The following is a 26,844-nucleotide window of genomic DNA, read 5'->3' on the forward strand; positions in this document are numbered from 1 at the left end:
TTAATTTCCTTCATTTGCCCAATTGAAACGATCTGCCGGAGAATATTTCCATGGCGCCTGGTTATTTTCGATATTGCCAAGCATGGCATTGATGCTTGCAGGCGCCTGAGATTCTTCCATTACTGCATATCGACGCAATTCGGTTATAATTTGTAGTGGATCGATATTTACAGGGCAGGCCTCTACGCAAGCATTACAGCTGGTGCATGCCCAAATTTCTTCCCTGGTGATATAATCGTCTAGTAAAGCCTTTCCATCTTGATGTTCAGTGCCATTCTTATCCATGTTTTTTCCGATTTCTTCAATTCGATCACGGGTATCCATCATAATTTTCCGTGGCGATAAAAGCTTACCCGTGATGTTTGCAGGGCAAACCGATGTGCAGCGCCCACATTCAGTACAGGTGTAAGCATTCATTAAATTTACCCAGGTAAGATCTGTAGCGTCTTGTGCCCCAAACTTACCAGCCTCTGTTTCTGCAGGAACAAACGAAGGATCCAGCATGGCTTTTACCTCGTTCGTAACAGATGCCATATTGGTGAATTCCCCCTTCGGTTCTAAATTTGAAAAGTACGTATTTGGGAAAGCAAATAAAATATGGAAGTGTTTTGAGTAGGGCAAGTAGTTTAAGAAAGCCAGAATACCGATGATGTGAAACCACCAGCAACCACGTTCAATCATAACTAATGCGCCTTCACTTGAGGGTAACAAATTCATCAAATATTGGCTTACAGGGAAAGAGCCAGCAACTGTATAATGATTGGCACCCAGTATTTGTAATTTTGCATCAGCAGCATTCATCAGGAGAAACGCACTCATTAGTAAAATTTCCACAATGAGAATATAGTTCGCGTCTGATTTTGGCCAATTGGTCATTTCTACACCTTTGAAACGCTTTAATTTTAAAACGTTTCTACGAATAAGAAAAATAACACAGGATACCCAAACCGTTAAGGCTAGGATTTCAAAAGAGCCGATTAAAAAATTGTAGAGACCACCTAAGCCATTAAAGATTCGATGTGTTCCGAAAAGGCCATCAATCATGATTTCCAACACCTCAATGTTGATGATTATGAAGCCAATGTAGACAAAAAAGTGAAGGAATGCAGGGATTGGGCGTACCACCATTTTCGATTGTCCGAATGCAACACGAAGCATCGTCATTAACCTTTTTTGAGGCTGATCGCTTCTATCAGCAGATTTTCCTAAGCGGATATTGCGAATAATTTTGCGAAAATTAAAGGTAAACAGCGCAATTGCTGCAAGGGTTATTACTAGAAATAGGATCTGAGCCACCATGCAATATTATATTGTTTATGCTAAATTATGATATTAATCGAAATAAATTACTATGCATGCATAAAAAAAGTATGAAAATTTTTAGTTTGTATTCATTCTAAGCCATGCATTCATGCGTTTTTTGGTTGCTAAAAATTTAATTAATTGATTATCAGAGTTCAACTAAAATAATGAGAAAAAAGTTTTGCTTTTGGGAAAAGAACACTACATTTGTGCCTCCAAAACGGGTTATTTCATTGTAAATTATCCTAATGTAGGAGGTGCCATAGCTCAGTCGGTAGAGCAAAGGACTGAAAATCCTTGTGTCCCTGGTTCGAATCCAGGTGGCACCACTTCCAAAAGCCTTTCAGAGATGACAGGCTTTTTTGATAAAAAGATTCTCTGCGATGGGGAAATAAATTAAATTGGGTTGTTGCATTTGAAGAAAAGAATACTACATTTGCATTCCTAAACGAATGGTGCCATAGCTCAGTCGGTAGAGCAAAGGACTGAAAATCCTTGTGTCCCTGGTTCGAATCCAGGTGGCACCACAAAAAAGCCTTTAGATGAAAATCTAAAGGCTCTCGTTTTTTATCAGGTTTCGATGTGATCTTTTGCACTTCCTTCGGCCAAATCTTTAACATTTTGTAAGGCTTTAGGCCAGGTTTCCTCAAAATAGCCTTTCCATTCGTCTATGATACCCATGTCTATCTTCAGCTCAGTTTTTCCGTCTTTTTCGCTAAGCGAATAATTTTCTAAAGGTTCTCCCCAGTCTTTAAGTTCCTCTTTACCATCTTTCACTTCGCCTAAATGTTTAATAGACATAAATTTGTTAGGGATATTGTCTTCAATAACAGCAAGCATTCCGTTTCCCGTTCCATCACCAAATATTGCTTTGCTGCCTTTTTGCCAATCGGTTTCTACTGAAGAATTTTCTGCAAAGGCTAGAGTCCATTTTGGATAGGTATCCCCACCAAAAAGTACATTCCATACCTTTTCTGCGCTGGCATTAATTTCCGTTTTGAATTCAATCTTTTCCATATTATCTGAATTTTGATTAAGCGTTTTCCAGCAATGTTACCCAGGCATTAACCGCTTTTTTCAATCCATCAGCATGCTTTTCTACGTCTTCCATATTGTAAAATTTAGCATAAGCTTTGCCCTTAGTCTGTTCTTCCAACAAACCAAAATCATCATTAAAAAGTGATGCCTTGTGAAATATTACAATAACATATTTTTTGATTTTTGGATTTATCGTTGCCATATCGCCTTTGAAGCTAAAACTCGGTCCGCCCCATTTTATACTGCTTTCAATTTTAGGGTTGGCATTTTGTATAATCGTGATCACTTTAACCATTTCCTTTTTTAAAGGATGATCAATTGTATCAATCACCTGCTGTATTTTATCGTTCATCATTAAAAGTTCTATATTCAAATATGAGAACATGAAAATTTAAAGTTGCGGTGTAATAGCGACATTTTTCGGGTGTGATTTAAGAATTTCCTGAGTCAACCATTTTATAAACAGAAATAAAATTGTTTCCTGATAAAAAAGTAGCATAAAAAAACTCCCTTCATTATTTGAAGGGAGTTTCTTGTTTAAAGCAATATCTTGCTGCTAATATCTTTGTTGATGGTGATGTAACCAGGATATTTGACTGGCGTATTGCCAAGCATAAAAGTCGGTTTGATTTTTATCGTTAATAATCCCAACTTCTCATCTTTTGAAGAAGACCCTTTTTGAGCAGCCTTCACAATATCATTGAAAACATTTCCATTTGAAACTAAACCATAAATGTTGCTGATCAATTGAACAGGTACAGTCACGGTTTGTCCTTGCGCAATGCTCACATTCTGGTTCACAATTCCTTCTGCCAAATCGGTGTTATTAACTAAAATTTTATATTCAAACTGGTTAATTGCCGCCAAATTCGCTGATGGATTTGTAATCTCCAGGTTTAGATTTGCTTTTAACGGAATATCTTTTCTTAATAAACCCAAAGCCACCCCAGGCAAGCTGGTTAAACTAAAACTTTGCTGATCAATTAATTTTTTAACATCGGTACCGGCAATGGTAATCTGTTGAACATTTGTTATTTTATAAGTACAGTCTTCCAGCGCCTTTATTTGTTGCGCCTGCCTGTTTATGCCGCAACTAAAAAGGGTAATAGTTACCAGGCAAAGCAATAGTGTGTTTTTCATGTTAATCATAACGCCAATTTAGGCAAACTATTTCAGGAACAACATTTCTTTAACTAAAATTAGCATTACGGACTTACCGTTTCAATGTCATCACGTTTATCATCCCGGTTGCTATCATCTTGTTTTTCAGTTGCCTCTTCTGTAGCCTCTTCGTTTTCGCTAATTTCTTCCTTGGTGGATTGTTCGCTTTGATCAGCGGTTTCTGCGCTTTTTTCACCTTCAGTTACTGGTAATCCTTCACTTTCTGGTGCTTTACTTTCAGATCCAGTTTGCGCTGCTTCAGCACTTTTTTCAGCTGTATCTTCGGTGTCTTTAGGCTGTTCTTGCGCCTCATTGGTATTTTCATCTACAGGCTTTGATGGATCGACTTCTTCTTTATGGGCCGAGGGAACAACTGTTTCAATATCCAATTGAACATCATCTGTCGGTTTCGGCTGTGTATTTGTGTTTTCTTCCGTTGTTTTATCTTTTTCGTTTTCCATGGTAATATCTTTTCTTTATTAAATGAATTCGACCACAATTTTGTTTCAAATTTCTTCAATGCTTTAGTCTGCGATTTCTACCTTTGAGGAAAAAGCTATGGCTATTACATACCGAAAAATAGAGGAGCGGGACGACGAATCGCTTGCAGATTTAATTAGAAAAATATTTAGAGAGTTTAAGATTGATAAGCCAGGTACGGTTTATACTGATCCAACAACTGACCATTTATCAGCAGTTTTTACTGCAGCGCAATCTGTTTACTGGGTTGCTGAAGAAGATGGACAATTGCTGGGTGGCTGTGGCATTTATCCCACCGCTGGTTTGCCAGAAGGTTGTGTAGAGCTGGTGAAACTTTATGCATCGGCTGAAGCACGGGGTAAAGGCGTAGGGAAGGCATTGATGCAGAAAAGTATAGAATCTGCTCAACATTTCGGCTACAATGAAATTTATCTGGAGTCGTTTCCGGAATTAACAACCGCCATTTCGATGTATGAAAACACTGGCTTCAAGTATTTATCAGCACCACTGGGCAATTCTGGCCACTTTGCTTGCAACGTTTGGATGCTACTTGTACTTTGATAAAATTATCCTCGAAATAGCCAGTTGGGATAATTTTTCAGCCTGTTGGCATAACAAAGTTTATCACTGATCAGGGTTAAACTACTTTTATTTATGAAAAGGACAAGAATCGTAATCATACACATTGTTTGCTGGCTAGTGGTATTGGCCTATCTGTATGGTGGGGCGCTGATAAAAGGGGTAACCTTGAGGCAATCGGCATTTGATATTTCGATGAATTTTATTCAAATAGTCGAATTTTATATCTGTTATCTATGGGTATATCCATATTTTTTAAAAAGAGATAAAATCCCTCAGCTTATTGGAGCAATGTTTTTTACCATTGCTGTTTTTATTGCTTCGCGATACCTCATTGAGCAGGTTTTGTACAAGCATTGGTTTGATATGCAAAACTATACAGATGATACACCAATATCGAAATACATTGCAGATAATATTTATTACAGTCTGGCATTTTTAGTTATGCCAGCAGCCGTTTACAGCGTGGAACAAAACTTTAAAACCGAAATTACCAATCGGAAGCTGAAAGCAGAAGTGGTTAAATCGGAATTGGCTTTTTTAAAATCGCAGATTAACCCACATTTTCTTTACAACACTTTAAATTACGTTTATTCGCTGGCCATTCCAGTTTCTGATCAACTTGCAAATGCGGTTTTGCGTCTTTCAGATTTGATGCGTTATACTTTAAATGAAAGTGTTGATGGCAAGGTGACGCTAAATAAAGAGGTTGAATATTTGGAAAGTTATATCGAGCTTTTTAGAATGCGTTTCGAGCCTAAATTCTATGTGATTTTTATTACTGAAGGCATAGCAGAACAAAAGTTAGCCGCTTTAATGTTAATTCCTTTTGTAGAAAATGCATTTAAGCATGGCGTTTTGAATGATGAGCAACACCCAGTCCGTATTAAGCTAAAAGTGCAGGCTAAACGATTGAGTTTTGAAGTGAGCAATAAGATAAATCGGGGGCAGAAAGACCATTCGAGTGGTGTGGGATTGGTTAATATTCAAAGGCGATTGGATTTAATTTATCCTGATCAGCATGAATTGCTGGTATCAAATAATGGGAATACTTATAAAACTACTTTGATACTGAATATATGATCCTGCAGATATTAAATAGACGAGCTAGCAAATTGATAGGTTTGGTCATCTTAGCTTTATACTCGTCTTGTGCTCCTATAAGAGCGGTGCGATGGTGGTCGCCAGATTTAAATGATAGTAGCAAATTTAAAAGTGCTAGGGTACGGCCGTCTAAATTACCCTTTCGATTTATCAACGGAAATGATCCTTCCAAATACCATGAATTAAAAATCTATTTAGATACATTTCTTAATCGCACAAATACCAATGCTTTTATAATAATTAAAAATGACACTATTGTATACGAGCATTTTGCAACTGGCGTAAATCAAGAGTCTTTACATCCAAGCTTTTTTGTTGCTAAATCGTTTGTAGCTACACTACTGGGTATCGCAATTGATAAAAAAGACGTTTTTTCAACAGAAGATTTAGTGATTAGATATTTACCAGAACTTGAAAAGAATGATGAGCGTTTCAAGAGGTTGACTATTCAGCATGTATTAGATATGCGCTCCGCTATTGATTATGATGAACACAAAGAGACCCCATTTTCTCCTATAACAAAATTATATTATGGTGCCTCTATAAATAGTCAGGTTTCAAAACTCAAGATGAAAGGGGAGCCGGGCTTAAAATTTGAATATCAAAGCATAAATACTCAAATTTTGGCTGCAATTTTAGAGAAGGCAACAAATAGGAAACTGCAAGATTTACTAGCAGAATATTTATGACAACCTTTAGGGGCAGAATCAAATGCCATTTGGAGTTTAGATAATCAAAAAACAGCAAAAGCATTTTGTTGTTTAAACGCAACTGCTCTCGATTTTGCAAAATTAGGGAGGCTTTATCTTAATCAAGGAAACTGGGAGGGCAAGCGCATTCTCTCTGCTAAATGGATTGAAGACACTACAAATCCCGATACACTCGAAAAACTTGGATATAAAAATCAATGGTGGGCTTGTTATGATTATCGTTATTTTAAGGATTTGAAAGGTGCCGAAGCTGCACTTAACAAGTTGAGTTTAAATACCGCTATTAAGAAAACTAAATACAATGGGTATTATTTCAAAGTGAAAGCTTTTGATTATACGGCTATTGGTATTTTAGGTCAATACGTATATGTCAATCCAAAAAATAATGTAATTATTGTGAGGATGGGTAACTATTCAAATAAACGAATTAACCTTGAAAATTTTATTCCTAAAATAGGGAGGCAACTTTAAAAACTACATATGGTAATCCGCTGTTTAGCTGTTGATGACGAATCTTACGCATCAGATATAATTGCAACCTTCATCTCTAAAACGCCATTTTTAGAATTGGTAGGAACCACAACTAATCCGTTTGAGGCACTAAGTTTAGTTCAGGAAGGCAAGGTTGATCTTGTTTTCCTTGATATTCAAATGCCAGAACTAACAGGTATACAGTTTTTAAAAATTTGTGGTGGAAAATGTAAGGTAATTTTAACCACTGCCTATCCTGAGTATGCATTAGATGGTTTTGATTTGGATGTTGTGGATTATCTGCTGAAACCAATATCTTACGAACGTTTTTATAAAGCGGCGATAAAAGCGCAACAAATTATTTCGCCTTCGCGGTACGAAGTCATCAATACCCCATCGCAAACAAGTGGAAACGATTTTGTTTTTATTAAGGGCGACACGAAAAATAAATTTATCAAAGTAAACTACGATGATATTTTATATATAGAAGGCCTGAAGAATTATGTGTCGGTTTACACCGCTACACAAAGAATCATTACTTATCAGGCCCTCAGGGAATTGGAAGTTGATTTGCCAAAGCCGCCATTTTATCGGGTACATAAATCGTACATCATTTCTTTGGAGAAAATCAAAATGATTGATGGAAATACAATTTACATCAATGATCAATCGATTCCGATTGGTGACACTTACAAAGAAGAATTTTTCAAAATTATAAAGGATCGAAAGTAGAATTGGACCCTGGATAAATAATTGACTGCGAATTTTCTAAAGATAAATTGAAAGCTGATGTTCGTTGATAATGTGCGCAATTGACAGGCTAGCTTTAACAGGCCATTTAAGAATCGAACAATATTTGTTAAGTTTGCCGATACTAAATCAAACAAAAAATGCAAGAAACCAATTCGCTAAATCAGGTTGCTGAATTTCATACTACGTTTAAACATCCAATCTTAGAATCGCCTGTTATTCCTGCTAAACAAAGGGCAAACCTGCGTGTTGCGCTTCTGGCTGAAGAATTAAAAGAATTGCAGGAAGCAATTGAGAATGATGATTTGGTAGAGGTTGCCGATGCATTATGCGATTTGCAATACGTTTTAGCTGGAGCCATTCATGAGTTTGGTTTAGGTGGAAAGTTTAAAACGCTGTTTGATGAAGTGCATCGATCCAATATGAGCAAAGCTTGTAAAACTGTTGAAGAAGCAGAACTGACCATCAAACATTACTTCGATAAAGATCAAACAGAATCCTATTATAAAGAGGTTGATGGTTTGTTTTTAGTTTTTAGAAAAGCAGATGATAAAACGTTGAAGTCTATTAATTACTCTCCAGCTGATTTAAAATCACACCTGGTATAACATCTGAACATTGAAGATACTAAAACAGATAGTTGCAGATATTAAGACATCGGTTGTTGAACCAGGAGAAAATCGAGATGCACTGATTCGTAAATTCGTGCTTTACTCTCCAAAAATGCCGCTCCGATTACATCAGGAGCAGCTTATTGCCGAAGCGAAAAAGTTTAACTTATCTGTGTATGACGAATACTTTAAGTCAAGCGACATTGCGATTAACTGTTTTAGCTGGGGCGATGGCAAGACCAAAATATTGCTTACTCACGGTTGGGCTTCTAAAGCACTCGATTTTTACGAGCTGATTATGGAGCTCCGCAAATTAGAAGATGTAGAAATAATTGCTTTCGATGCACCCGGAAACGGAAGTTCGGTTTCAGAACTTTCCAATCTCATACTTTATAAAGATTCGGTTAAGGCGATTATAGAAAAATATGAAGTTGTCGATTTCGTAATTGGCCACTCCCTGGGCGCTATGGCCAACATTTTGGCGTTACAAGATTTAGCTATTCAACCAAAATTGGCAATGAGCATTGCTCCTTTAATCAAACTGAAAGAAAATTTTGTGCAGAGCTTGGAATCTATAGGTGTGAATCAAGCAGATCAGGATATTTTCTTTAGCAATTTTGAGCTTGAAGTGAAAGTCCCTGCCAACCATTTCAATCTGTTAAATCTGTATCATTTGGATGCGTCGATTAAGCATTTAGTAATTTACGATCCAGAAGATCACATCTCACCTTACCCTTATCTGCAGGATTTTTTAACTCAGAACAAAGAGATCACAGCAATTAAATTTGAGGATATCGGTCATTTCAAAATTATTAAATCGCCGGAGGTAATTTCATTAATTGTTGGCGAAATTACGACGAGAATAAATTAAAGGTTGGTTCGGAGGTTGCCCATACCGCCATCAATATTGATAATCTGACCAGTTACCCAGTTGCTTTCATCGTTTAATAAAAATGAAATTGCTGCGGCTATATCTTCTGGTTGCCCATATTTTCCAAGTGGATGTCTTTTTGCCGATGCTGTTTTTTTGTCGTCAGTGTTTAATAAGCTAGCTGATAAACGCGTATCGGTAAGTGACGGTGCCACTGCATTTACCCGAATGTTTACAGGCGAAAACTCTGCTGCTAAAGATTTTGTCAAACCTTCAATACCTGCTTTCGCAGTCGAAATACTGCTGTGAAATCCCATCCCCGTTGTTGCCGCAACCGAACTTATCAAAACAATTGAAGCAGAATGGGCTGCTTTCAGATTTTTAAATGCTTGCTGAATTACTTTAGCGGCTCCAACCACGTTTAGGCGGTAGTCATTCAAAAAATCATCTTCCGAGACCCTACCAAAAGGTTTTAAAGTAATGCTTCCTACAGAATACACCAAACCATGCAATGTTTCAGGTAAAAAATCAGCTAACGCATTTACGTCTTGCAAAACGTCTAATTCCTGATGTTTAACTTGTGCTGGCCATTCCTTGCTTATTGTTCTGGATGCGGCGTAAACTGTTGCCCCTTTTTCTGTCAGGCTTTTTACCAAAGCCAATCCAATTCCTGAGCTTCCTCCAACCACTAAAATGTTCTTATTATTAAAATCCATGATAGCTATACTTCAAAAAGGCCATTTTAGTTTGGTAGTTCGAATATTATAGCATAATGGAGAGGTTATGCTCTAAAAATCTTCACAGATGTGGATAAAGTAAATCACGTAAACAAAGCGACGAAATTTCCCGGAATAGAACTTTTGAAGTGGGAACAGGGAAATATCACTTCGAATACGTAGTAACAAATAAGTTGCTACAGATATCATTGCAAATGGGCACTATTAACCGTGGTAAGTCTACCCGAATAAACGATGGATTGTCGCCTTCCGGTTTAATCGGTCAGGTTTGAATTTTCAGCGATTAACATGACAGTGCATAACAGTAGAGGTATCCTTATTTTCTATTTTAGACCAACCAAATATTTAAAATTAGAGCATGCAGGCATTTTTAGGCGTTATTTTTCACTTCATCGGCGGTTTCGCCTCCGGGAGTTTTTACATACCATATAAAAAGGTAAAAGGTTGGGCCTGGGAAAGCTACTGGATAGTTGGCGGCATTTTTTCCTGGCTAATTGTTCCACCTTTAGCAGCTTATTTAACCATTCCGAACTTTGCTGATATTATTGCCACAGCGGAAGGAAAAACTTTAGCATTGGCTTATTTCTTTGGCGTTCTTTGGGGCATTGGAGGTTTAACTTATGGCCTTGGTGTTCGTTACCTCGGCGTTTCATTAGGCAGCAGTATTATTCTCGGCCTTTGCATGGTGCTCGGTTCAATTTTGCCTTCTATTTATTTCGATGTTTTTCCGCAGGAAGGCAAAGACACTTTCACGATGTTTTTGCAAACCGATTGGGGCCGAATGGTATTGCTCGGGCTGATTGTTTGTGTACTTGGAATCGTGATTTGCGGTAAAGCCGGAATGATGAAGGAAAAAGAAATTAACACGGGTGTTACCGATCCACATGGTTTGGAAGTAAAAACCGAGTTTAAATTCGGTTTAGGTTTATTCGTTGGTATCGTTTCAGGTGTTTTAAGTGCTTGTTTCAATTTCGGTATTGAGGCCGGTAAGCCATTGGCTGATGCCGCAAATTCTATCTGGAAAGCAGCAAACCCATCAGAAACCGGTAATTTTCTTTTCTCCAACAATGTTACTTACATCATTGTACTTTGGGGTGGTTTAACTACCAACTTCATTTGGTGTATGATTTTGAACGCCAGAAATAAAACATTCGGCGATTATACCAACGCAAAAACACCACTCTTAAAAAACTATATATTTTCAGCACTTGCAGGTACCACCTGGTTTCTACAATTCTTTTTTTATGGAATGGGAGAGAGCAAAATGGGCAATGGCGCAAGTTCATGGATATTACACATGGCCTTCATCATCTTAATTGCCAATGTTTGGGGCTTGGTGTTAAAAGAATGGAAAGGCGTATCCAGAAAAACATTCATTACGGTGTTGGCTGGGATCATCACCATCATTGTTTCCGTACTAATTGTAGGTTACGGTAATTCACTTAAAGGATAAATCACAAAAAATAAAAAATACGATAATGTCGATCGAAACGAAAAATTATAAACACGTAAGCTATTTGTGGAATGAAGAGGAAGCCGCAAAGCTAGCTGGCGATGAAGTAGCTTTACTAATTTACCGTTCAAACTTATTAGGTGCCGATTTGCGCTTAACCAACTATGGTGGTGGAAATACATCATGTAAACTGATGGAAAAAGATCCTTTAACGGGTTCGGAAACCGAAGTAATGTGGGTAAAAGGTTCCGGTGGCGATTTGGGCACTTTGAAAAAAAGTGGATTAGCAGCGCTTTATGTTGACCGCTTGCGCAGTTTGAAAAATATTTACCGCGGTGTGGAGCATGAAGATGAAATGGTTGAATTGTTCAATCACTGCATTTTCGATTTGAGCTCAAAAGCACCATCAATTGATACTCCGTTGCATGGCTTTTTGCCTTTTGCACACATCGATCACTTGCATCCGGATGCGGCGATCGCGATCGCGGCAGCAAAGGATGGAAAGAAAATTACCGAAGAGCTTTTCGGCGGTACAATTGGATGGGTAGAGTGGAAAAAACCTGGTTTCGAACTGGGATTAACACTGAGAAAATGTTTAGATGAAAACCCAGGTATCCGCGGAATTATGTTGGGTTCTCATGGTTTATTTACCTGGGGAGATACTGCTTACGAAAGTTACCTGAACACTCTTGATGTAATCGAAATTTGTTCAGAATACCTGGCGCAAAATTATGGCAAAAAAGGTCCGGTATTTGGCGGACAAAAAATAGAAAGTGCTGATGCGGAAAGCCGTAAAAAACAGGCTGCTAGTTTAGCTCCGATTTTGCGTGGATTATGTTCGTCAAAACAACACATGATTGGTCATTTCACTGATGACGTTCGTGTGTTAGAGTTCATCAATTCTAATGATCTTTCTCGTTTGGCGCCAATGGGAACAAGTTGCCCTGACCATTTTTTGAGAACGAAAATCAGTCCGCTGGTTTTGGATTTAAAAACTGATGCAGATTTATCGGATACCAAAGCAGTAAAAGAAATGCTTTTGCCGGCTTTTGAGGCATATCGGGCAATGTATACTGATTATTACGAAACTTGTAAACATGATAACAGTCCAGCTATTAGAGATACTAACCCGGTGGTAATCTTATATCCTGGAATCGGAATGTTTACTTTCTCGAAAGATAAACAAACGGCAAGGGTAGCTGCCGAATTTTACATTAATGCCATTAATGTAATGAAAGGTGCTGAAGCCATTTCCGAATATACTTCATTACCGCATCAGGAAGCTTTTAACATCGAATATTGGTTATTGGAAGAAGCAAAACTGCAACGCATGCCGAAGCCAAAGCCCTTAACTGGAAAAATCGCTTTGATTACCGGTAGTGCTGGTGGTATTGGAAAAGCAATTGCAAAAAAATTCGTTGCTGAAGGTGGCGTTGTTATTTTGAACGACATGAATGCCGAGCGTTTAGCAGAAGCCGGTGCTGATTTCGAAAAACAATTTGGAAAAGATTCATACAGTACTGCGGTTCTAAACGTAACCAGTCAGGAAGATATCGATGGCGCATTTGCTGCTGCAGCTTTGGCTTTTGGAGGTATCGATATCGTAGTGAACAATGCTGGTTTATCCATTTCTAAAACAATCGGCGATCACACTGAAAAAGATTGGGATTTACTATACGACGTATTAGTTAAGGGTCAGTTCTTTATTACGCAAGCGGCTACCAAAACGATGCAAAAGCAGGATATTGGTGGCGACATGATCAATATTGTAAGCAAAAACTCATTGGTGAGCGGACCAAACAATGCAGGTTACGGAAGTGCGAAAGCGGCGCAATTGCATTTAAGCAGATTAAATGCTGCTGAATTGGGTGCTGATAACATCCGTGTGAATGTGGTTAATCCTGATGCCGTGATTAGCGATAGTAATATCTGGGCTGGCGGATGGGCTGAAGGTAGAGCAAAAGCCTACGGAATTACCGTTGCCGAACTGCCTGCATATTACGCAAAACGCACGTTGCTAAACCAGATTATTTTACCTGATGATATTGCAAATGCATGTTTCGCATTTGTAGGTGGCTTGTTAAGTAAATCTACCGGCAACATGTTAAATGTTGATGGTGGCGTAGCAATGGCCTTTGCCAGATAAAAAAGACGCCGTTATTGCGAGGTACGAAGCAATCTCATTCTGGCTAAAATTTTAGTAAATATAAATTGCTGCCCCTCGATCTGTGTCCTCAAAGACCGAAAAAAGTAAGTGAAGTAAACGATCTTTGGAAACACATATCAAGAATCATATTTAAAATTAGTTTTAGTAAGTTGTTCTCTCGGTCTGTGGTTCGCCACAGACTGGAAATGACTTTAAAAATTCTCAATCTACATTGAGGATCAAATCAAAGCGATTTATCGCTTAATTATTAACCTAACAAAACCAAGTATTCTCATGAATATCGAGCAGAACCAAATAGAAAAACACAATGATTCCCTTATTAGTTCACATCAGCGCAAGCTCAACTTTTTAAAAGAAGATTGGTCGCATGTTGATTTAGAAAGTGTAATCCAGAAATTGATTGATTTTCAGATTGCGATTCCATCATGGGCTTTAGGTACTGGTGGTACACGTTTCGGTCGTTTCGCCATTACAGGCGGCGAGCCCCGCACAATTGAAGAAAAAATTGAAGATGTTGGTTTGCTTCATGCATTAAATGGGGCAAGCGGTGCTATATCGCTTCACATCCCTTGGGATATCCCACAAAATGCAGAAAGTTTGAAAAGCCTTGCAGCGGGCTACGGACTGAAGTTCGACGCTATGAATTCAAACACTTTTCAAGATCAGGCTGGTTCGGCACATAGCTATAAATTTGGTTCCTTACAAAATGTAAATAAAACCATTCGCAAGCAAGCAATTGAGCATAACATCGAAGTAATTAAGCATGGTGTGGCGCTAGGTTCTGATGCATTAACAGTTTGGCTGGCCGATGGATCTTGTTTCCCTGGTCAGTTAAATTTCCGTAGGGCATTCGAAAATACATTAGAAAGTTTAGAAGAAATTTATTCGGCTTTGCCGGCAGATTGGAAATTGTTCGTAGAATATAAAGCATTCGAACCAAATTTCTATTCCACAACGGTTGGAGATTGGGGTCAGTCGCTGCTTTACGCAAGTAAATTAGGTAAGCAAGCTTATACCCTGGTAGATTTGGGTCACCATTTACCAAATGCAAACATCGAACAAATTGTTGCCTTGCTTTTGATGGAAGGAAAGTTAGGTGGTTTCCATTTCAACGATTCCAAATACGGTGATGATGATTTAACTGCCGGAAGTATCAAGCCTTATCAATTGTTCCTCATTTTTAATGAGCTAGTTGAGGGTATGGATGCAAAAGGAATGAACCATGCTAAAGATTTAGGATGGATGATAGATGCCTCTCACAATGTGAAAGACCCTTTAGAAGATCTACTACAATCGGTAGAAGCCATTATGATTGCTTATGCTCAAGCCTTATTGGTAGATCGTAAAGCTTTAAATGCTGCCCAGAATAATAACGACGTGGCAAAGGCACAGGAAATTTTACAAAATACTTTCCGTAGCGATTTAAGAGCTTTAGTGGCTGAAGCAAGGTTAAGAGCTGGAGCAGCTTTGGCTCCGATAAGCTTGTACCGCGATTTGAGTGTGAGATCAAATTTAGTTAACCATAGAGGAATTACTGTAGCAACAGGTTTATAAAAAAGGGAGCTAAAGAGATGCCAAAACCGGTTATTGCAATATTTGACGTTGGGAAAACGAACAAAAAACTTTTTCTTATTGATGAAAATTATCAGATTGTTTACGAACGTTCAGCCCGTTTCGTAGAAACTGTGGATGAAGATGGTGAGCCATGTGAAAATCTGGAGAGCCTGAAATCCTCGGTTTACGATTCTTTGCATCAGGTTTTGCAAATGAAAGAGTTTGACGTTAAAGCTGTCAATTTCTCTACCTATGGCGCCAGTTTTGTGTATCTCGATGAAAATGGATCACCCTTAACACCGCTTTATAATTATCTGAAGGAATATCCAGAAGAATTAAAAAAAGAATTTTATGCAAAATACGGCGGCGAGGAAAAGATCTCTTTAGAAACTGCCTCGCCAATTTTAGGCAGTTTGAATTCTGGAATGCAGCTTTACAGACTTAAAAAAGAGCGACCTGCTTTATTCGACAAAGTGAAGTATGCGTTGCATTTGCCACAATACTTGAGCTTCTTGATTACCGGTAAAGCCGTTAGCGATATCACCAGCATTGGCTGCCATACACAACTTTGGGATTTTAACCAACATCAGTATCATCAATGGGTTACTTCAGAAAAAATTGAGGAGAAATTTGGTGAATTTACGCCTGCCGATTCAAGCATCGCAACCACGTTTAATGGCGCAACGTTTCAGGTTGGCGTTGGTTTGCATGATAGTTCAGCCGCCCTAATTCCTTACCTGGCAAACTTTAACACGCCATTTATTCTAATCTCAACGGGTACCTGGTGCATCAGTTTAAATCCTTTTAATCAAGAGCCGCTTACTAAAGAAGAATTGAAACAAGACTGCCTTTGTTACATGCATTACAAAGGCAAACCGATTAAAGCTTCCCGAATCTTTGCGGGCTACGAACATGAGGTGCAGTTAAAACGTATTGCTGAGCACTTCGATAGAGCCGCTTATTTATTTAAGCACCTGAAGTTTAATCCTTCCATGATTTTAAAGCTGGCCAATAAAGTACCAGAAAACTTAACTGCTCAAACAGAGTTTTCTGCCAATTCCGCGTTCCCGGATCGTGATTTGAATCTTTTTCAAACTGCTGAAGAAGCCTACCATCAGCTTATTTTTGATCTGGTAAAGCAACAGATTTATTCTTTAAACCTGGTTCTAAATTCAGGCGTAAAAAGAGTATTTGTCGATGGAGGATTTGGTAAAAATGCCATCTACATGCACTTGCTGGCCACCTCTATTCCTGATATTGAGGTTTATGCATCTTCGGTTTCGCAAGCCACTTCCATTGGAACTGCACTCGCGATTAACGATGCCTGGAATGAAAACCCGGCACCAACTGATATGATTCAGCTCAAATATTACTCTGCAATTCGACGGACGATATAGAGGCATCTCGGATGCGAAATCATTGGGGATGCAAATGGGTACCTAAAGCTCTTTAACACAGTAAGCTGAGTGGCTTAATTGTGTTAGGGTTACAAAAATGAGCGGAATGAAATAATCTCTAATTTACCCGACCTCAAACCACATTAATTTGCTATATTCGGGCTTAGAGCCAGCATATAGTGAAAACAGACGACCTAATTTCCTTAATTCAGATTGATGAATATTCATCAACGCCAAAGTATAAGCAACTTACTAATGCGATACTAAGTGGCATCGAATCTGGCAAACTAAAAAAAGGAAGTTTGTTGCCATCAATTAATGAGCTCAGCTTCAGTCTGGAAATGTCGAGAGATACGGCAGAAAAAGGTTATCGTAATTTACGTAAACTTGGCGTTGTCGATTCTGTTCCTGGTAAAGGATATTTTATTACCAACATAGATTTTTCCAGAAAACTCAAAGTTTGTTTGCTATTCAATAAACTGAGTACCCACAAAAAGATCATCTATGATTCGTTTACGAAAGCAATTGGAGAAAAAGCAGCTATAGATTTCTATATCTATAACAACGACTTTGCATTCTTCAAAAAAATGATCATCTCTAAAATTGACGACTACACCCATTTTGTCATCATACCGCATTTTTTAGAAGGGGGTGAAAATGCCCACGAAATTATCAACACCATCCCAAAAGAGAAATTAATTATTTTGGATAAGTTGCTACCAGGGATTACCGGCGATTTTGCAGCTGCTTATGAAAACTTCGCTCAAGACATTTATGCTGCCTTAGACCAGGCCTTGCCACGATTATCTCAGTACAGTACAATCAAAATTATTTTCCCAAAAAACAGTTATTTTCCACAAGAAATTTTAACGGGTTTCTATCGATTTTGCCAGCAATATGCTTTTGATCACAAAGTGATTCATAATATTAAGGAAGAAGAAATAAAGCCAGGCGAAGTTTATATAAACCTGATGGAAGATGATTTGGTAACGCTAATAGAACGATTAATTGTCCTTAAACTAAAAATCGGACGAGATGTTGGTGTAATTTCTTACAACGAAACCCCTCTCAAACGTTTCATTCTAGACGGAATAACCACTATCTCTACAGATTTCCATGAGCTTGGTACACAGGCAGCAGAATTTGTATTAAATGGAAAAACCGGAAAACTCGAAGTTCCATTCTACTTAAATCTTCGTAATTCACTTTAATTTTTTTGGTTGATTATTTGCTTAAACACGAAGAAATTTATGCTTAAAGTATATTTATTAAGGCACGGAGAAACTGCTTATAATGTAGATGGAAATCGCTATTGCGGTAGAACTGATATCGAATTGACGACAAAAGGGCTCAGGCAGGCAAAATTTATTTGCGATCAGCTGAGCGATATGAAAATTGATGCAGTTTATTCTTCTCCACTGCTTCGTGCAAAAAGAACCGCCGAAATTGCATCTGGAAAAAGAGAGGTGTTTGTAGATAATCGATTAATTGAAGTCGATTTTGGCAATTGGGAAGGCAAAACGAAAGCAGAATTCATTGCAGAAAATGCTTCATTGTGGAGCAATTGGATGGATGCTCCCGAAATCAATAAAGCAGGTGGAACCGGAGAATCGGCTATAGAGATTGTAGATCGGGTAACCAGCTTTTTTGATGGAATGATGTTGAAACATCGTAACCAAACCATCATGGTTGTTGGGCATAACGGCATCAACCGCATTTTTATGGCCAGCAAACTCGGAATGCCCTTAAAAAATTATCGCCAGTTGGCGCAGCAAAATTCATCGATAACGGAAATTGAATTTGATGATGACGGCGTAATGATGCTTAAACTTTTAAACAGCAAAATATAGTTCGAGTTGAAAACTACCATAAAAGCAATCCTTTTGACCAAGCTTGTTTTTGCCACAACTATTTGTGTATTTGCACAAACCAATATCAACACGCTAAAAATTAAAAACGTAAACGAACTGCGTGAATTTTTTAAATACACAGGAAAAACTATACCCATTATTAGCGGCCACAGGGGTGGTACGGTTAAAGTTTTCCAGAGAACTGCATTGCCACTTTTGAAAATACGCTGAAATTTACACCAGCTTTTTTTGAGATTGATCCGCGGCTCACTAAAGATAGCGTTTTGGTTTTAATGCATGATGCTACGCTTGACCGAACTACAAACGGTACTGGTAAGGTAGCGGACTATACTTTTGCCCAGCTTCAAAAATTTAGATTGAAAGATTCAGAAGGGCATGTTACGAAGTACAAAATCCCGACCCTGAAAGAGGTAATTGATTGGAGTGCTGGTAAAACAGTGGTTAATTTAGATCGTAAAGATGTGCCTTTGGAAATGCAGGAACGAATCTTAAAGGAAAATCCCAATAAAGTAATCATGATTACTATCCATGATGCCCAACATGCTAAGTTTTACTACGATCAAAATCCTGACCGGATGTTTTCTGCTTTTGTGAAAACTAAGAAAGCTTTATCGGAATACCAGGCTGTAGGCATTCCCTGGAAAAGCATGATTGCTTATATCGGGCCAACTAACAAACCTGAAAATAAAGAGCTTTTTGATATGCTGCATGCCCGCGGCGTGATGTGTATGATATCTGCAGCACCCACTTACGATAAGTTGGCGACAAAAGAAGAACGGGCTAAAAATTATAGAGAAACCTTTGAACAGGGAGCAGATATTTTAGAATCGGATTTGCCCATTGAAGTGGCTGAGGCCATTACAACGCTCCAGCCAAAAAATAATCCGAAAGCCAGGTTTATGGGCAAAGTAAACCTTAAAAAATAATTACCAATACATTGTCCCAGAATTAGCAAAACCCGAATGCGTAGATGTAAGCCCTAATTAATTAATCAGCAATGATGACTTTGACGCCCTTTTCTTCAATTTGATTCACGATAAATTCAGAAATGCCGTTATCGGTGATGATGTAATGAACCTGTTCGAAGCCACAAACCTTGCCGAGGCCACGCTTATCAAATTTGCTACTATCGGCCATAATTACAACAGTTTGGGCAGTATCTATCATTTTTTGGTTAAGTGTGGCTTCGGCTAAATTGGTTATCGAGAAACCAAAATCCATATCGATGCCATCTACTCCTAAAAATAGTACACCACAAGATATTTCACTTAGTACCCGTTCTGCATATGAGCCGGCTACTGATGAGGAGTTGGAGCGAATTAAACCGCCGAGCTGTAAAACCTCAACGTTAGGGCGTGTGGTCAACTCCAAGCCCACTTTTAGCGCAGGAGTGATGACCGTTAAATGCTGATTTGGGTATAGACATCTGGCCAATTCAAAAACCGTTGTTCCAGAACCTATAGTGATAGAATCATTTTTTTCAATTAAAGAAAGGGCTGCTTTTGCAATCTTTTGTTTCTCATCAGCGTTGATGAATGCTTTTTCATTAATCGTCCGTTCGTTTGCATAGGGATTGTTAATCGATCCACCTCCACGAGTTTTGAAAAGTAAATTTTTATCTTCTAAAAGTTTTAAATCTTTTCTAATGGTAACTCCAGAAACTTCCATCAAATCGGTAAGCTCGATGATGCTTACTTTTCCGTCTTCCTTTAATTTTTTTAAGATGAATTCGTGTCTGTCGGTAATGTTTTTCATGGCCAATATTCGGTTTGGAGCTTAATTTATTTAATGTGAACAAACATAATTTAAAATCAGAGGATTCAAAATTATATTTAGTTAAATTACCTTTCAATGTGTTTATGTTAAATTAACTTTCGAACAGGCTGTTGGTAAAAACTTCCCAGCCTATTGCGTCATTATCGCAGGGTAAATGTATTTTTATCCATTATTTCCAATTTAAATGAGTGACGAGAATCGCAGCGATCAAACGATAGAATTAAATCCTTACGACTATATACTTGAGAATTTTAATCTCCAATATTTGAGTGCCATCGTAATTTTAAAGCATTTAAATCAACAGATACATACCGATGTAAAAGGGTTTTACGGTTTAGTTGCAGAACAAATTGAAATTGATTTTGCCGCTTTCAGTAGCTACGACTCTGCGGCAGTTTTCCCCATTGTTCAGGTTCAGCAGAATGAAAAAAATGTAAAACTTTCTTGCCGTTGCGAAACACCAAAAACTAAGTTATGTGAACATCAGGCGCAGGTTTTATACAACATTTTGTATCGACAAGAATTATTGATTTTTTTCGATAAAAACCTCAGAAAACAGCAGCTGCTCAAAATTGCAGTAAATTACGGGTTAGAATATGAGAAAGATCTGGAGTCGATTTTTAATTTGACTTTACAAGATGGTGAAATAAAAATCAAACCGAAAATTGAAGCACTGCAACCTTTCAATCGCGAAGCGAAAGAACAACTCGAGCAAATGTTGTTGCCAAAGGAGACAGGTAAAAAGCCGAACGTTGATGCTGGTAATCTGATTTTAGTTTTGGGGCAACACCGCTACTACAACAATTTAACTTTAGAGCTTTTTGAGGCGCAGATTACCAAAAACGGAAAGGTAAAAAATCCATTAAAAAGTGTAAATCCCAACACCCATATTTTTAAGGCGGAAGAAGGCGACGTATTAAAATTTTATAGTGGAGTTGCTGCTTTTCAACAAAATTATAACAACGAACAAAGTGAAGAAGAAATTAACGCTTTAAAGGCCGTTGTTAAAAATCCTTTAAATTTACCTTTCTATATTCAAAGCAATAAGCAATCTTCAGCCATTCAGGCATCAACAATAGCTGCCGTAACTGTTAAAGCAATGGAAGTTGATTTGCGCTTAACTGTTAATCAAAAAGGCGATTTCTTTGAAATTACCGGGCGCTTAAGCATCGAAGGGAAATCCTATGAACTTGATCAGTTAACGCTGGTCCATCAATATTTTATCCAGCTCAAAGATCAGCTTTACCTCTTTACCCGGTTGGATTTGTTGCGGATAATTGGATTTTTCAAGAAGCAAAGTAATCGCTTAATCCTTCATAAATCGAAATATCCTGAGTTCCAAATAACAATTTTAGTGCAGTTGGAAGGAAGCATTCATGTAGATTATTCTTACTTAAAGCCTGCAACAAAAAAACAAATTGAAGAAAAGGGTTTTGATTTAGAAACCGAGCAGCTGATTTACCTATCCGAATCGGAAGATTTTATTCTCATCACTCCGGTAATGCGCTACGGAAATCAGGAAATTCCGGTACTTTCGAAAAAGCAGATTCACGCACAAGATAAATTGGGAAATGTTTTTACTGTTCATCGTGATGATCATGCTGAATTACAGTTTATTGGCAATTTGTTAAAGCAGCATCCCTTTTTTTACGATCAGGAGAGTAATGATTCCTTTTACCTTCATCGGAAAAGATTTTTAGAGGAAGCCTGGTTTTTAGATGCATTTGAAACCTGGCGGAATAAAGGAATCCACATTCTGGGCTTCAATAAGCTGAAAAATAATAAACTTAATCAACACAAAGCAAATATTAACATTGAGGTTTTAAGCGGAACCGATTGGTTTGAAACCAAAGTGGACGTAAAATTTGGAAAGCAAAAAGTCGCCTTAAAGCATTTGCATAAATCAGTCAGGAACAAGAGCAAATTTGTTACCCTCGACGATGGCACGCAAGGTATTTTGCCGGAAAGCTGGCTGCAAAAATTTACCGATTACTTTAACGCTGGTGAATTAACTGAAGATGCTATATTGACGCCAAAAATTAAATTTGCCACCATTAACGAGCTTTATGAAGATGCTTTGCTTGATGGTGAAGTTAAAAATGAGCTTCAATCTTATCGCCAGAAGTTTGAAAATACCGATTCGATAACGGAAGTTGAAGTTCCAGTGACTTTACAAGCCACTTTAAGGCATTACCAAAAAGATGGCTTAAACTGGCTCAATTTTCTGGATGATTTTAATTTTGGATCTTGTCTGGCCGATGATATGGGCTTGGGTAAAACGATCCAGATTCTCGCTTTTATCCTTTCTCAGCGAGATAAAGTAAAGCACAATACTAATCTTGTTGTTGTGCCAGCCTCTTTAATTTTCAACTGGAAAGCTGAAGTAGAAAAATTTGCCCCATCAATAAAGGTAAAAACGATTTATGGCAGTGAAAGAACTAAAACTACCGATACTTTCGATCGCTTTGAGCTGATATTAGCCTCTTACGGGACTTTGCTTTCTGATATTCGTTTTTTGAAAGATTATCGCTTTAACTACATCTTTTTGGATGAATCGCAAAACATTAAAAACGCTGAATCGCAGCGATACAAAGCAGTTCGGTTGTTGCAATCGCGGAATAAAGTTGTGATGACCGGTACACCGATTGAGAACAATACTTTTGATTTATACGGGCAATTGTCTTTTGCCTGCCCGGGTTTATTTGGCAGTAAACAGCAATTTGCTGATTTATATTCTACCCCGATTGATCAGTTCAAAGATAAGCGACGAGCAGAGGAACTTCAGCAGAAGATCAGGCCATTTATTCTTCGAAGAACCAAAGAGCAGGTAGCTACAGAACTTCCTGATAAAACAGAAATCATTTTATACTGTGAAATGGGAGCGGAGCAGCGAGAAGTTTATGAGGCAAACAAAAAGGAAATTCAGGATTATATTTTAAATAAAACTGAAGACGAGCTGCCCAAAAGTTCCATGCACGTGTTAAAAAGCATTACTCAATTGAGGCAGATTTGCAATTCTGCAGCCTTGTTGGCCGATGGAAAATCTTACTTACAGGCGTCATCAAAAATCGATGTACTTTTGGAACAAATAGAAAACAAGGCGTTAAACCATAAAATTTTAGTGTTTTCTCAGTTTGTAACCATGCTCGATTTAATTAAAAAACAACTCGAAAAACGTCATATTAAATATGAGTATCTGACTGGACAAACCAAAAATCGGGAAGAAGTTGTTCAATCTTTTCAGCAAAATAATGATATTCCTGTGTTTCTGATCAGTTTGAAAGCAGGAGGAACAGGTTTGAATTTAACCCAGGCAGATTATGTTTATCTCGTTGATCCATGGTGGAATCCTGCGGTTGAAAATCAAGCCATTGATAGAGCTTACCGCATTGGGCAACATAATAATGTAATGGCAGTAAGGCTAATTTGCCCGGATACGATTGAAGAAAAAATTATGAAATTGCAAGCTACAAAAAAGGATCTGGTTAAAAATTTGATTCAAACCGATGGTGGATTTTTTAAGAACTTAAGCAAAAAGGAATTATTGGGGCTGTTGAGCTGATTAAATCTCGATCAACGCTTGGTCATTCTGAGCGCAGCGAAGAATCTGTTAAATCAAAGATCCAACATTAATAATTTACAGATTTTGTTTCAGGTGTTGCGGCAAGTTGAGATAGCGCTTTGTGTAGGTTAGGGATTCTTCGCTGCGCTCAGAATGACAGGTTTTTTTGAAGCGTGAGCTAGAAACTAAATTACAATCTGGAAATCGTATTTTAACCACTCAGGAACGTTAACACTTTCCACAACCTTCCAATCTTTCATTTCGTCTGTAAAAAAGGGTTCCATTAAACCAGATGTTTTCGCCGCCTCGGTGTAAAACTCCTTTTTTGTGGGATGGTGAGGAGAGCAAGCGTTATAAATCCGTCCGTAAGCCTGTTTGTCTAAAATTGCAACCGCAATACCAACAGCATCAGTTTGATGGATGAGATTAACAGGTGCTAAACCATTTGGAACATCAGTTTTGCCAGCAAAAAACCTGCCGGGGTTTCTATTAGGCCCAATCAATCCCGCGAAGCGAATAATGGTAAACTGATCTGGTAGAGAAGACTTTAAGACGTTTTCTGCAGACAATACTACCTTCCCCGAATCGGTATCGGGATGTGTCTCGCTGTTTTCGTTTACTGTTTTATTTTCATCAGCATATACACTTGTCGAGCTGATTAATACGACCTGTTTCGATTTATCTTTGGCGGCTGCCAAAATTGATTTTATCTTTTGAGGGTAATCAAGAAGTTCAGTAGAGTTTCTTTTTGGAGGAATGCAGATAAAAAGCGCATCCGCATCAAAGAATTCGTTGTCGGCTATAATTTGCTCAGCTGTGAAATTGATTACGAACGGATTAATTTTCTCTTCTGCAAGTAAATCAAGTTTTTCGGCCGAAGTGGTAGATCCTTTCACTTCGTAACCAAGCTCAACTAATTTCTTTGCTAAAGCAAAACCAAACCAGCCGCAACCTAAAATGGAAATCGTTTTCAATTGAATTTTAGTATTTAGTATTGACTAACAATCGGATAAGAAAACAGTTTTGAAATCGGTTATCCCTTACCCAAATTGTAGCAAGCCCTGCATCGTGGCTCATAACTTTCTTTTTCGCCGAGTAAAACGGTAGCTTCATCAGCAACTGTCCGGTAACTGTAAAGCGCAGGGTTGCCACAGCAAACACAAACGGCGTTTACTTTTGTAACATGCTCGGCAATGGCCATCAAAGCGGGCATGGGTCCAAAAGGTTTGCCCGTAAAATCCATGTCGAGCCCGGCAACAATAACTCTGATGCCTTTGAGCGCTAACTTATTGCAAACATCCGGAAGTTCATTGTCGAAAAACTGGGCCTCATCAATGCCTACAACCTGGGTATTGGTCCCCAATAGTAAAATGGCCGAAGCGCTATCAACAGGAGTGGAGTTTATGGAATTTAAATCATGAGAAACCACTGCACTTTCATGATAGCGGGTATCTGTCCGAGGTTTGAAAATCTCTACATTCAGCTTAGCAATTTGGGCTCTTTTTAGTCGGCGGATTAGCTCTTCAGTTTTTCCAGAAAACATAGAGCCACATACCACTTCAATACTTCCTGAAAATTCTCCCCTTCTTCTAAAATTCTGTTCGCTAAATAACATGCCCTATTTTTTATAACCCGGTGGATTCTCTTTAATTTTAAACCGAACAAATATCATAATTATGTGTTATTTTTGAATACATAGTTACCAACATAAATCGACCAAAAAATCGTTATCACTTCATGATGAACCAACAAGATATCTTTAAAAAAGTAGGCAATATTCTAAATGAATTAAATGAGCAATACCAGTTCTTGGCTCAAAATCCTGAACAATTAAACGATTTAGAAGTGGAGCTGTTTTTAGCGAATGCGGATTTTTTAGCTGATCATGTTCGTATTGTTCAAAAGTTGAACAGCACTTCGCAACAGCGAAATGTAACTACGCATGAGGTGCTGTTTGCGGCTCGACCAGAAACTTTAGAAGATGAAATTTGGGCGGATAAAAGTTATTTAGAGGAAGAGGAAAGTTTCGACACCGCTGAGCTGGAGGAAATTGCCACTGCAGAGGAGGAGGAAGAAAGAGTGGACGTAAAGCAGGAGCAAGAAGTTTTGGATGACGAAAAAATTCATGAAGATGTTGCAGACGAAGTTTTACAAAAAGATTTCTTTAAACCCGATCAGGATGATCATTCTTTTGAGTTTGTTTTAGGCAATCACAGTACTGATGATAAATTCGATTACGAAGAAAAGTCGGTTGAAGATATTTTCGATCGTCCGCTGAGTAAAGATGAAGAGCAGGTACTTGCTCAAAAGAAAATGATCCATGAAAAAGAGGAGCAGCCAAATTTTGTTGAGGAAGAAACCGTAACGACTGAGGAAGATGAAATTGGTCCGGAGCCATTTTTAATTCCTCATGATGATGAACCAGAAGTTAAAGAGGAAGCGGTTGAGGCCAAGGAAGAGATCAAGAAAGAGGTTGAGGCTCAGATTGATGATTTTAAACCTATCGAAGCATTAAGAGATGTAGAGATGGACGATCCTATTATTTCGCCGCCAGTGGTTGAAGAAAAACCCATGTTTATTCCGGAAGCCATTCCGGTTAGACCTCCAGTTCAGCCGATCTCATCAACGCCAGCACCTAGTTTAAATGATTTATTGGCCAAAACACATGCAAACAACGAAGAGCCAATTAAAGCACCAATAGCTGATTTAAAACAAGGCATCAGTTTAAATGAAAAATTACTATTCATTAAAGATTTATTTAAAGGATACAATCTGGCCTATTCAGAAGCGATTGATATTGTAAATAAGATGAATAGTTTTGAAGCAGCAGATAGCTTTTTGCAGACAAATTATGCTGCTAAAAATGATTGGGCCAGCAAACAGGCAACAGTCGACCAGTTTTACGAATTGTTGAATAGAAGGTTTAAATGAGTTGCCTATTACGGGTTTAGGTGTCAGGACTTTTTATTGAGTTGTAAGTTATAGGCTATAAGTTTTAAGCCTGATCGCATCAAGGCAAAACCCCTTAACTCGCAGTGAGTTCCAAAGATCGTCATGGCGAAGCTAATCCATCATTACCTGTAGCAATCTCATTCTTGTCAATTGTGATTTGCAATCCCGTTCCAACGATCTTCATTGTGATGCGGACCCTTCATTAGCTGTGGCAATCTCATTCTTGTCAATTGTGATTTGCAATTCCGTTCCAACAATGGTCATTGCGAAGCTAATCCTTCATTAGCTTCGCAATCTC

26 protein-coding genes and 2 tRNA genes are annotated in these 26,844 nt (G+C 38.2%); 19 read left to right on the forward strand and 9 right to left on the reverse strand.

What is annotated here, in order from left to right:
- Positions 1 to 1,299, reverse strand: coding sequence for a 4Fe-4S dicluster domain-containing protein (locus AC3ITD_RS01755; RefSeq protein WP_489363484.1), 1,299 nt, complete (start codon positions 1,297 to 1,299; stop codon positions 1 to 3).
- A gap of 259 nt (positions 1,300 to 1,558) precedes the next feature.
- Between AC3ITD_RS01755 and AC3ITD_RS01760 the strand changes: the two genes are divergently transcribed.
- Positions 1,559 to 1,631: transfer RNA gene (locus AC3ITD_RS01760), tRNA-Phe, on the forward strand.
- Between the two features lie 125 nt (positions 1,632 to 1,756).
- Positions 1,757 to 1,829 (forward strand) — tRNA-Phe (locus tag AC3ITD_RS01765).
- Positions 1,830 to 1,872: 43 nt separating this feature from the next.
- Here the strand turns inward: AC3ITD_RS01765 and AC3ITD_RS01770 are convergent.
- From AC3ITD_RS01770 to AC3ITD_RS01785, 4 genes are all read right to left on the reverse strand, one after another.
- The gene (locus AC3ITD_RS01770; RefSeq protein WP_489363486.1) at positions 1,873 to 2,319 is read right to left on the reverse strand and encodes an SRPBCC domain-containing protein; all 447 of its coding nucleotides are present in this window, start codon (positions 2,317 to 2,319) and stop codon (positions 1,873 to 1,875) included.
- A gap of 16 nt (positions 2,320 to 2,335) precedes the next feature.
- Positions 2,336 to 2,695, reverse strand: coding sequence for a DUF1801 domain-containing protein (locus tag AC3ITD_RS01775; protein WP_265798302.1), 360 nt, complete (start codon positions 2,693 to 2,695; stop codon positions 2,336 to 2,338).
- 182 nt (positions 2,696 to 2,877) lie between these two features.
- On the reverse strand, positions 2,878 to 3,480 hold the full coding sequence (locus AC3ITD_RS01780; RefSeq protein ID WP_489363488.1) for a hypothetical protein: 603 nt from the start codon (positions 3,478 to 3,480) through the stop codon (positions 2,878 to 2,880).
- A gap of 65 nt (positions 3,481 to 3,545) precedes the next feature.
- Positions 3,546 to 3,962 carry a hypothetical protein gene (locus tag AC3ITD_RS01785; protein ID WP_489363490.1) on the reverse strand — a complete coding sequence of 139 codons (417 nt, stop codon included), beginning with the start codon at positions 3,960 to 3,962 and terminating at the stop codon, positions 3,546 to 3,548.
- 97 nt (positions 3,963 to 4,059) lie between these two features.
- On the opposite strand from AC3ITD_RS01785, the gene AC3ITD_RS01790 reads away from it, so the two are divergent.
- From AC3ITD_RS01790 to AC3ITD_RS01820, 7 genes are all read left to right on the forward strand, one after another.
- Positions 4,060 to 4,542, forward strand: a complete 483-nt coding sequence (locus tag AC3ITD_RS01790) for a GNAT family N-acetyltransferase (RefSeq protein ID WP_265798305.1) — start codon at positions 4,060 to 4,062, stop codon at positions 4,540 to 4,542.
- A gap of 93 nt (positions 4,543 to 4,635) precedes the next feature.
- A complete protein-coding gene (locus tag AC3ITD_RS01795; RefSeq protein ID WP_489363492.1) occupies positions 4,636 to 5,643 on the forward strand; it encodes a sensor histidine kinase in 1,008 nt (335 codons plus the stop codon).
- A complete protein-coding gene (locus AC3ITD_RS01800; RefSeq protein ID WP_489363494.1) occupies positions 5,640 to 6,353 on the forward strand; it encodes a serine hydrolase domain-containing protein in 714 nt (237 codons plus the stop codon). Before AC3ITD_RS01795 ends, AC3ITD_RS01800 begins: the two co-directional genes overlap by 4 nt.
- A 255-nt stretch (positions 6,354 to 6,608) precedes the next feature.
- On the forward strand, positions 6,609 to 6,845 hold the full coding sequence (locus tag AC3ITD_RS01805; RefSeq protein WP_489363496.1) for a hypothetical protein: 237 nt from the start codon (positions 6,609 to 6,611) through the stop codon (positions 6,843 to 6,845).
- Between the two features lie 9 nt (positions 6,846 to 6,854).
- Positions 6,855 to 7,577, forward strand: coding sequence for a LytR/AlgR family response regulator transcription factor (locus AC3ITD_RS01810; protein WP_265798308.1), 723 nt, complete (start codon positions 6,855 to 6,857; stop codon positions 7,575 to 7,577).
- Between the two features lie 158 nt (positions 7,578 to 7,735).
- Positions 7,736 to 8,203, forward strand: a complete 468-nt coding sequence (locus tag AC3ITD_RS01815) for a pyrophosphohydrolase domain-containing protein (RefSeq protein WP_056851782.1) — start codon at positions 7,736 to 7,738, stop codon at positions 8,201 to 8,203.
- 10 nt (positions 8,204 to 8,213) lie between these two features.
- The gene (locus AC3ITD_RS01820) at positions 8,214 to 9,077 is read left to right on the forward strand and encodes an alpha/beta fold hydrolase (RefSeq protein WP_489363499.1); all 864 of its coding nucleotides are present in this window, start codon (positions 8,214 to 8,216) and stop codon (positions 9,075 to 9,077) included.
- On the opposite strand, the gene AC3ITD_RS01825 is transcribed toward AC3ITD_RS01820, so the two are convergent.
- The gene (locus tag AC3ITD_RS01825) at positions 9,074 to 9,793 is read right to left on the reverse strand and encodes an SDR family NAD(P)-dependent oxidoreductase (protein ID WP_489363501.1); all 720 of its coding nucleotides are present in this window, start codon (positions 9,791 to 9,793) and stop codon (positions 9,074 to 9,076) included. The genes AC3ITD_RS01820 and AC3ITD_RS01825 overlap by 4 nt on opposite strands.
- A gap of 379 nt (positions 9,794 to 10,172) precedes the next feature.
- On the opposite strand from AC3ITD_RS01825, the gene rhaT reads away from it, so the two are divergent.
- From rhaT to AC3ITD_RS01865, 8 genes are all read left to right on the forward strand, one after another.
- The gene (rhaT, locus tag AC3ITD_RS01830) at positions 10,173 to 11,267 is read left to right on the forward strand and encodes an L-rhamnose/proton symporter RhaT (RefSeq protein WP_489363503.1); all 1,095 of its coding nucleotides are present in this window, start codon (positions 10,173 to 10,175) and stop codon (positions 11,265 to 11,267) included.
- Positions 11,268 to 11,292: 25 nt separating this feature from the next.
- A complete protein-coding gene (locus AC3ITD_RS01835) occupies positions 11,293 to 13,413 on the forward strand; it encodes a bifunctional aldolase/short-chain dehydrogenase (RefSeq protein WP_489363505.1) in 2,121 nt (706 codons plus the stop codon).
- A gap of 294 nt (positions 13,414 to 13,707) precedes the next feature.
- Positions 13,708 to 14,988, forward strand: a complete 1,281-nt coding sequence (locus AC3ITD_RS01840; protein ID WP_489363507.1) for a sugar isomerase — start codon at positions 13,708 to 13,710, stop codon at positions 14,986 to 14,988.
- Positions 14,989 to 15,005: 17 nt separating this feature from the next.
- Positions 15,006 to 16,385 carry an FGGY-family carbohydrate kinase gene (locus tag AC3ITD_RS01845; protein ID WP_489363509.1) on the forward strand — a complete coding sequence of 460 codons (1,380 nt, stop codon included), beginning with the start codon at positions 15,006 to 15,008 and terminating at the stop codon, positions 16,383 to 16,385.
- A 179-nt stretch (positions 16,386 to 16,564) separates the two neighbouring features.
- On the forward strand, positions 16,565 to 17,596 hold the full coding sequence (locus AC3ITD_RS01850) for a GntR family transcriptional regulator (protein ID WP_489363511.1): 1,032 nt from the start codon (positions 16,565 to 16,567) through the stop codon (positions 17,594 to 17,596).
- A 39-nt stretch (positions 17,597 to 17,635) separates the two neighbouring features.
- Positions 17,636 to 18,235, forward strand: a complete 600-nt coding sequence (locus tag AC3ITD_RS01855) for a histidine phosphatase family protein (protein WP_265798316.1) — start codon at positions 17,636 to 17,638, stop codon at positions 18,233 to 18,235.
- Between the two features lie 6 nt (positions 18,236 to 18,241).
- The gene (locus AC3ITD_RS01860) at positions 18,242 to 18,466 is read left to right on the forward strand and encodes a hypothetical protein (protein ID WP_489363513.1); all 225 of its coding nucleotides are present in this window, start codon (positions 18,242 to 18,244) and stop codon (positions 18,464 to 18,466) included.
- Positions 18,463 to 19,182: a glycerophosphodiester phosphodiesterase family protein gene (locus tag AC3ITD_RS01865; RefSeq protein WP_489366618.1), complete on the forward strand. Its 720-nt coding sequence runs from the start codon at positions 18,463 to 18,465 to the stop codon at positions 19,180 to 19,182. The genes AC3ITD_RS01860 and AC3ITD_RS01865 overlap by 4 nt, the downstream gene beginning before the upstream one ends.
- A 61-nt stretch (positions 19,183 to 19,243) precedes the next feature.
- Here the strand turns inward: AC3ITD_RS01865 and AC3ITD_RS01870 are convergent, their stop codons facing one another.
- Positions 19,244 to 20,011 carry a DeoR/GlpR family DNA-binding transcription regulator gene (locus tag AC3ITD_RS01870; RefSeq protein ID WP_489363515.1) on the reverse strand — a complete coding sequence of 256 codons (768 nt, stop codon included), beginning with the start codon at positions 20,009 to 20,011 and terminating at the stop codon, positions 19,244 to 19,246.
- Positions 20,012 to 20,216: 205 nt separating this feature from the next.
- On the opposite strand from AC3ITD_RS01870, the gene AC3ITD_RS01875 reads away from it, so the two are divergent.
- A complete protein-coding gene (locus tag AC3ITD_RS01875) occupies positions 20,217 to 23,594 on the forward strand; it encodes a DEAD/DEAH box helicase (RefSeq protein ID WP_489363517.1) in 3,378 nt (1,125 codons plus the stop codon).
- Between the two features lie 185 nt (positions 23,595 to 23,779).
- Here the strand turns inward: AC3ITD_RS01875 and AC3ITD_RS01880 are convergent, their stop codons facing one another.
- Both AC3ITD_RS01880 and AC3ITD_RS01885 read right to left on the reverse strand, forming a co-directional pair.
- The gene (locus AC3ITD_RS01880; protein ID WP_489363519.1) at positions 23,780 to 24,568 is read right to left on the reverse strand and encodes an SDR family oxidoreductase; all 789 of its coding nucleotides are present in this window, start codon (positions 24,566 to 24,568) and stop codon (positions 23,780 to 23,782) included.
- Positions 24,569 to 24,627: 59 nt separating this feature from the next.
- Positions 24,628 to 25,209 carry a thymidine kinase gene (locus tag AC3ITD_RS01885; RefSeq protein ID WP_265798321.1) on the reverse strand — a complete coding sequence of 194 codons (582 nt, stop codon included), beginning with the start codon at positions 25,207 to 25,209 and terminating at the stop codon, positions 24,628 to 24,630.
- Positions 25,210 to 25,331: 122 nt separating this feature from the next.
- Here AC3ITD_RS01885 and AC3ITD_RS01890 point away from each other — a divergent pair, with 122 nt between their 5' ends.
- Positions 25,332 to 26,525, forward strand: coding sequence for a DUF8457 domain-containing protein (locus AC3ITD_RS01890; RefSeq protein WP_489363521.1), 1,194 nt, complete (start codon positions 25,332 to 25,334; stop codon positions 26,523 to 26,525).
- The last annotated feature ends 319 nt before the right edge of the window (positions 26,526 to 26,844 follow it).

The organism is Pedobacter sp. KH_004 (genome assembly GCF_057840755.1).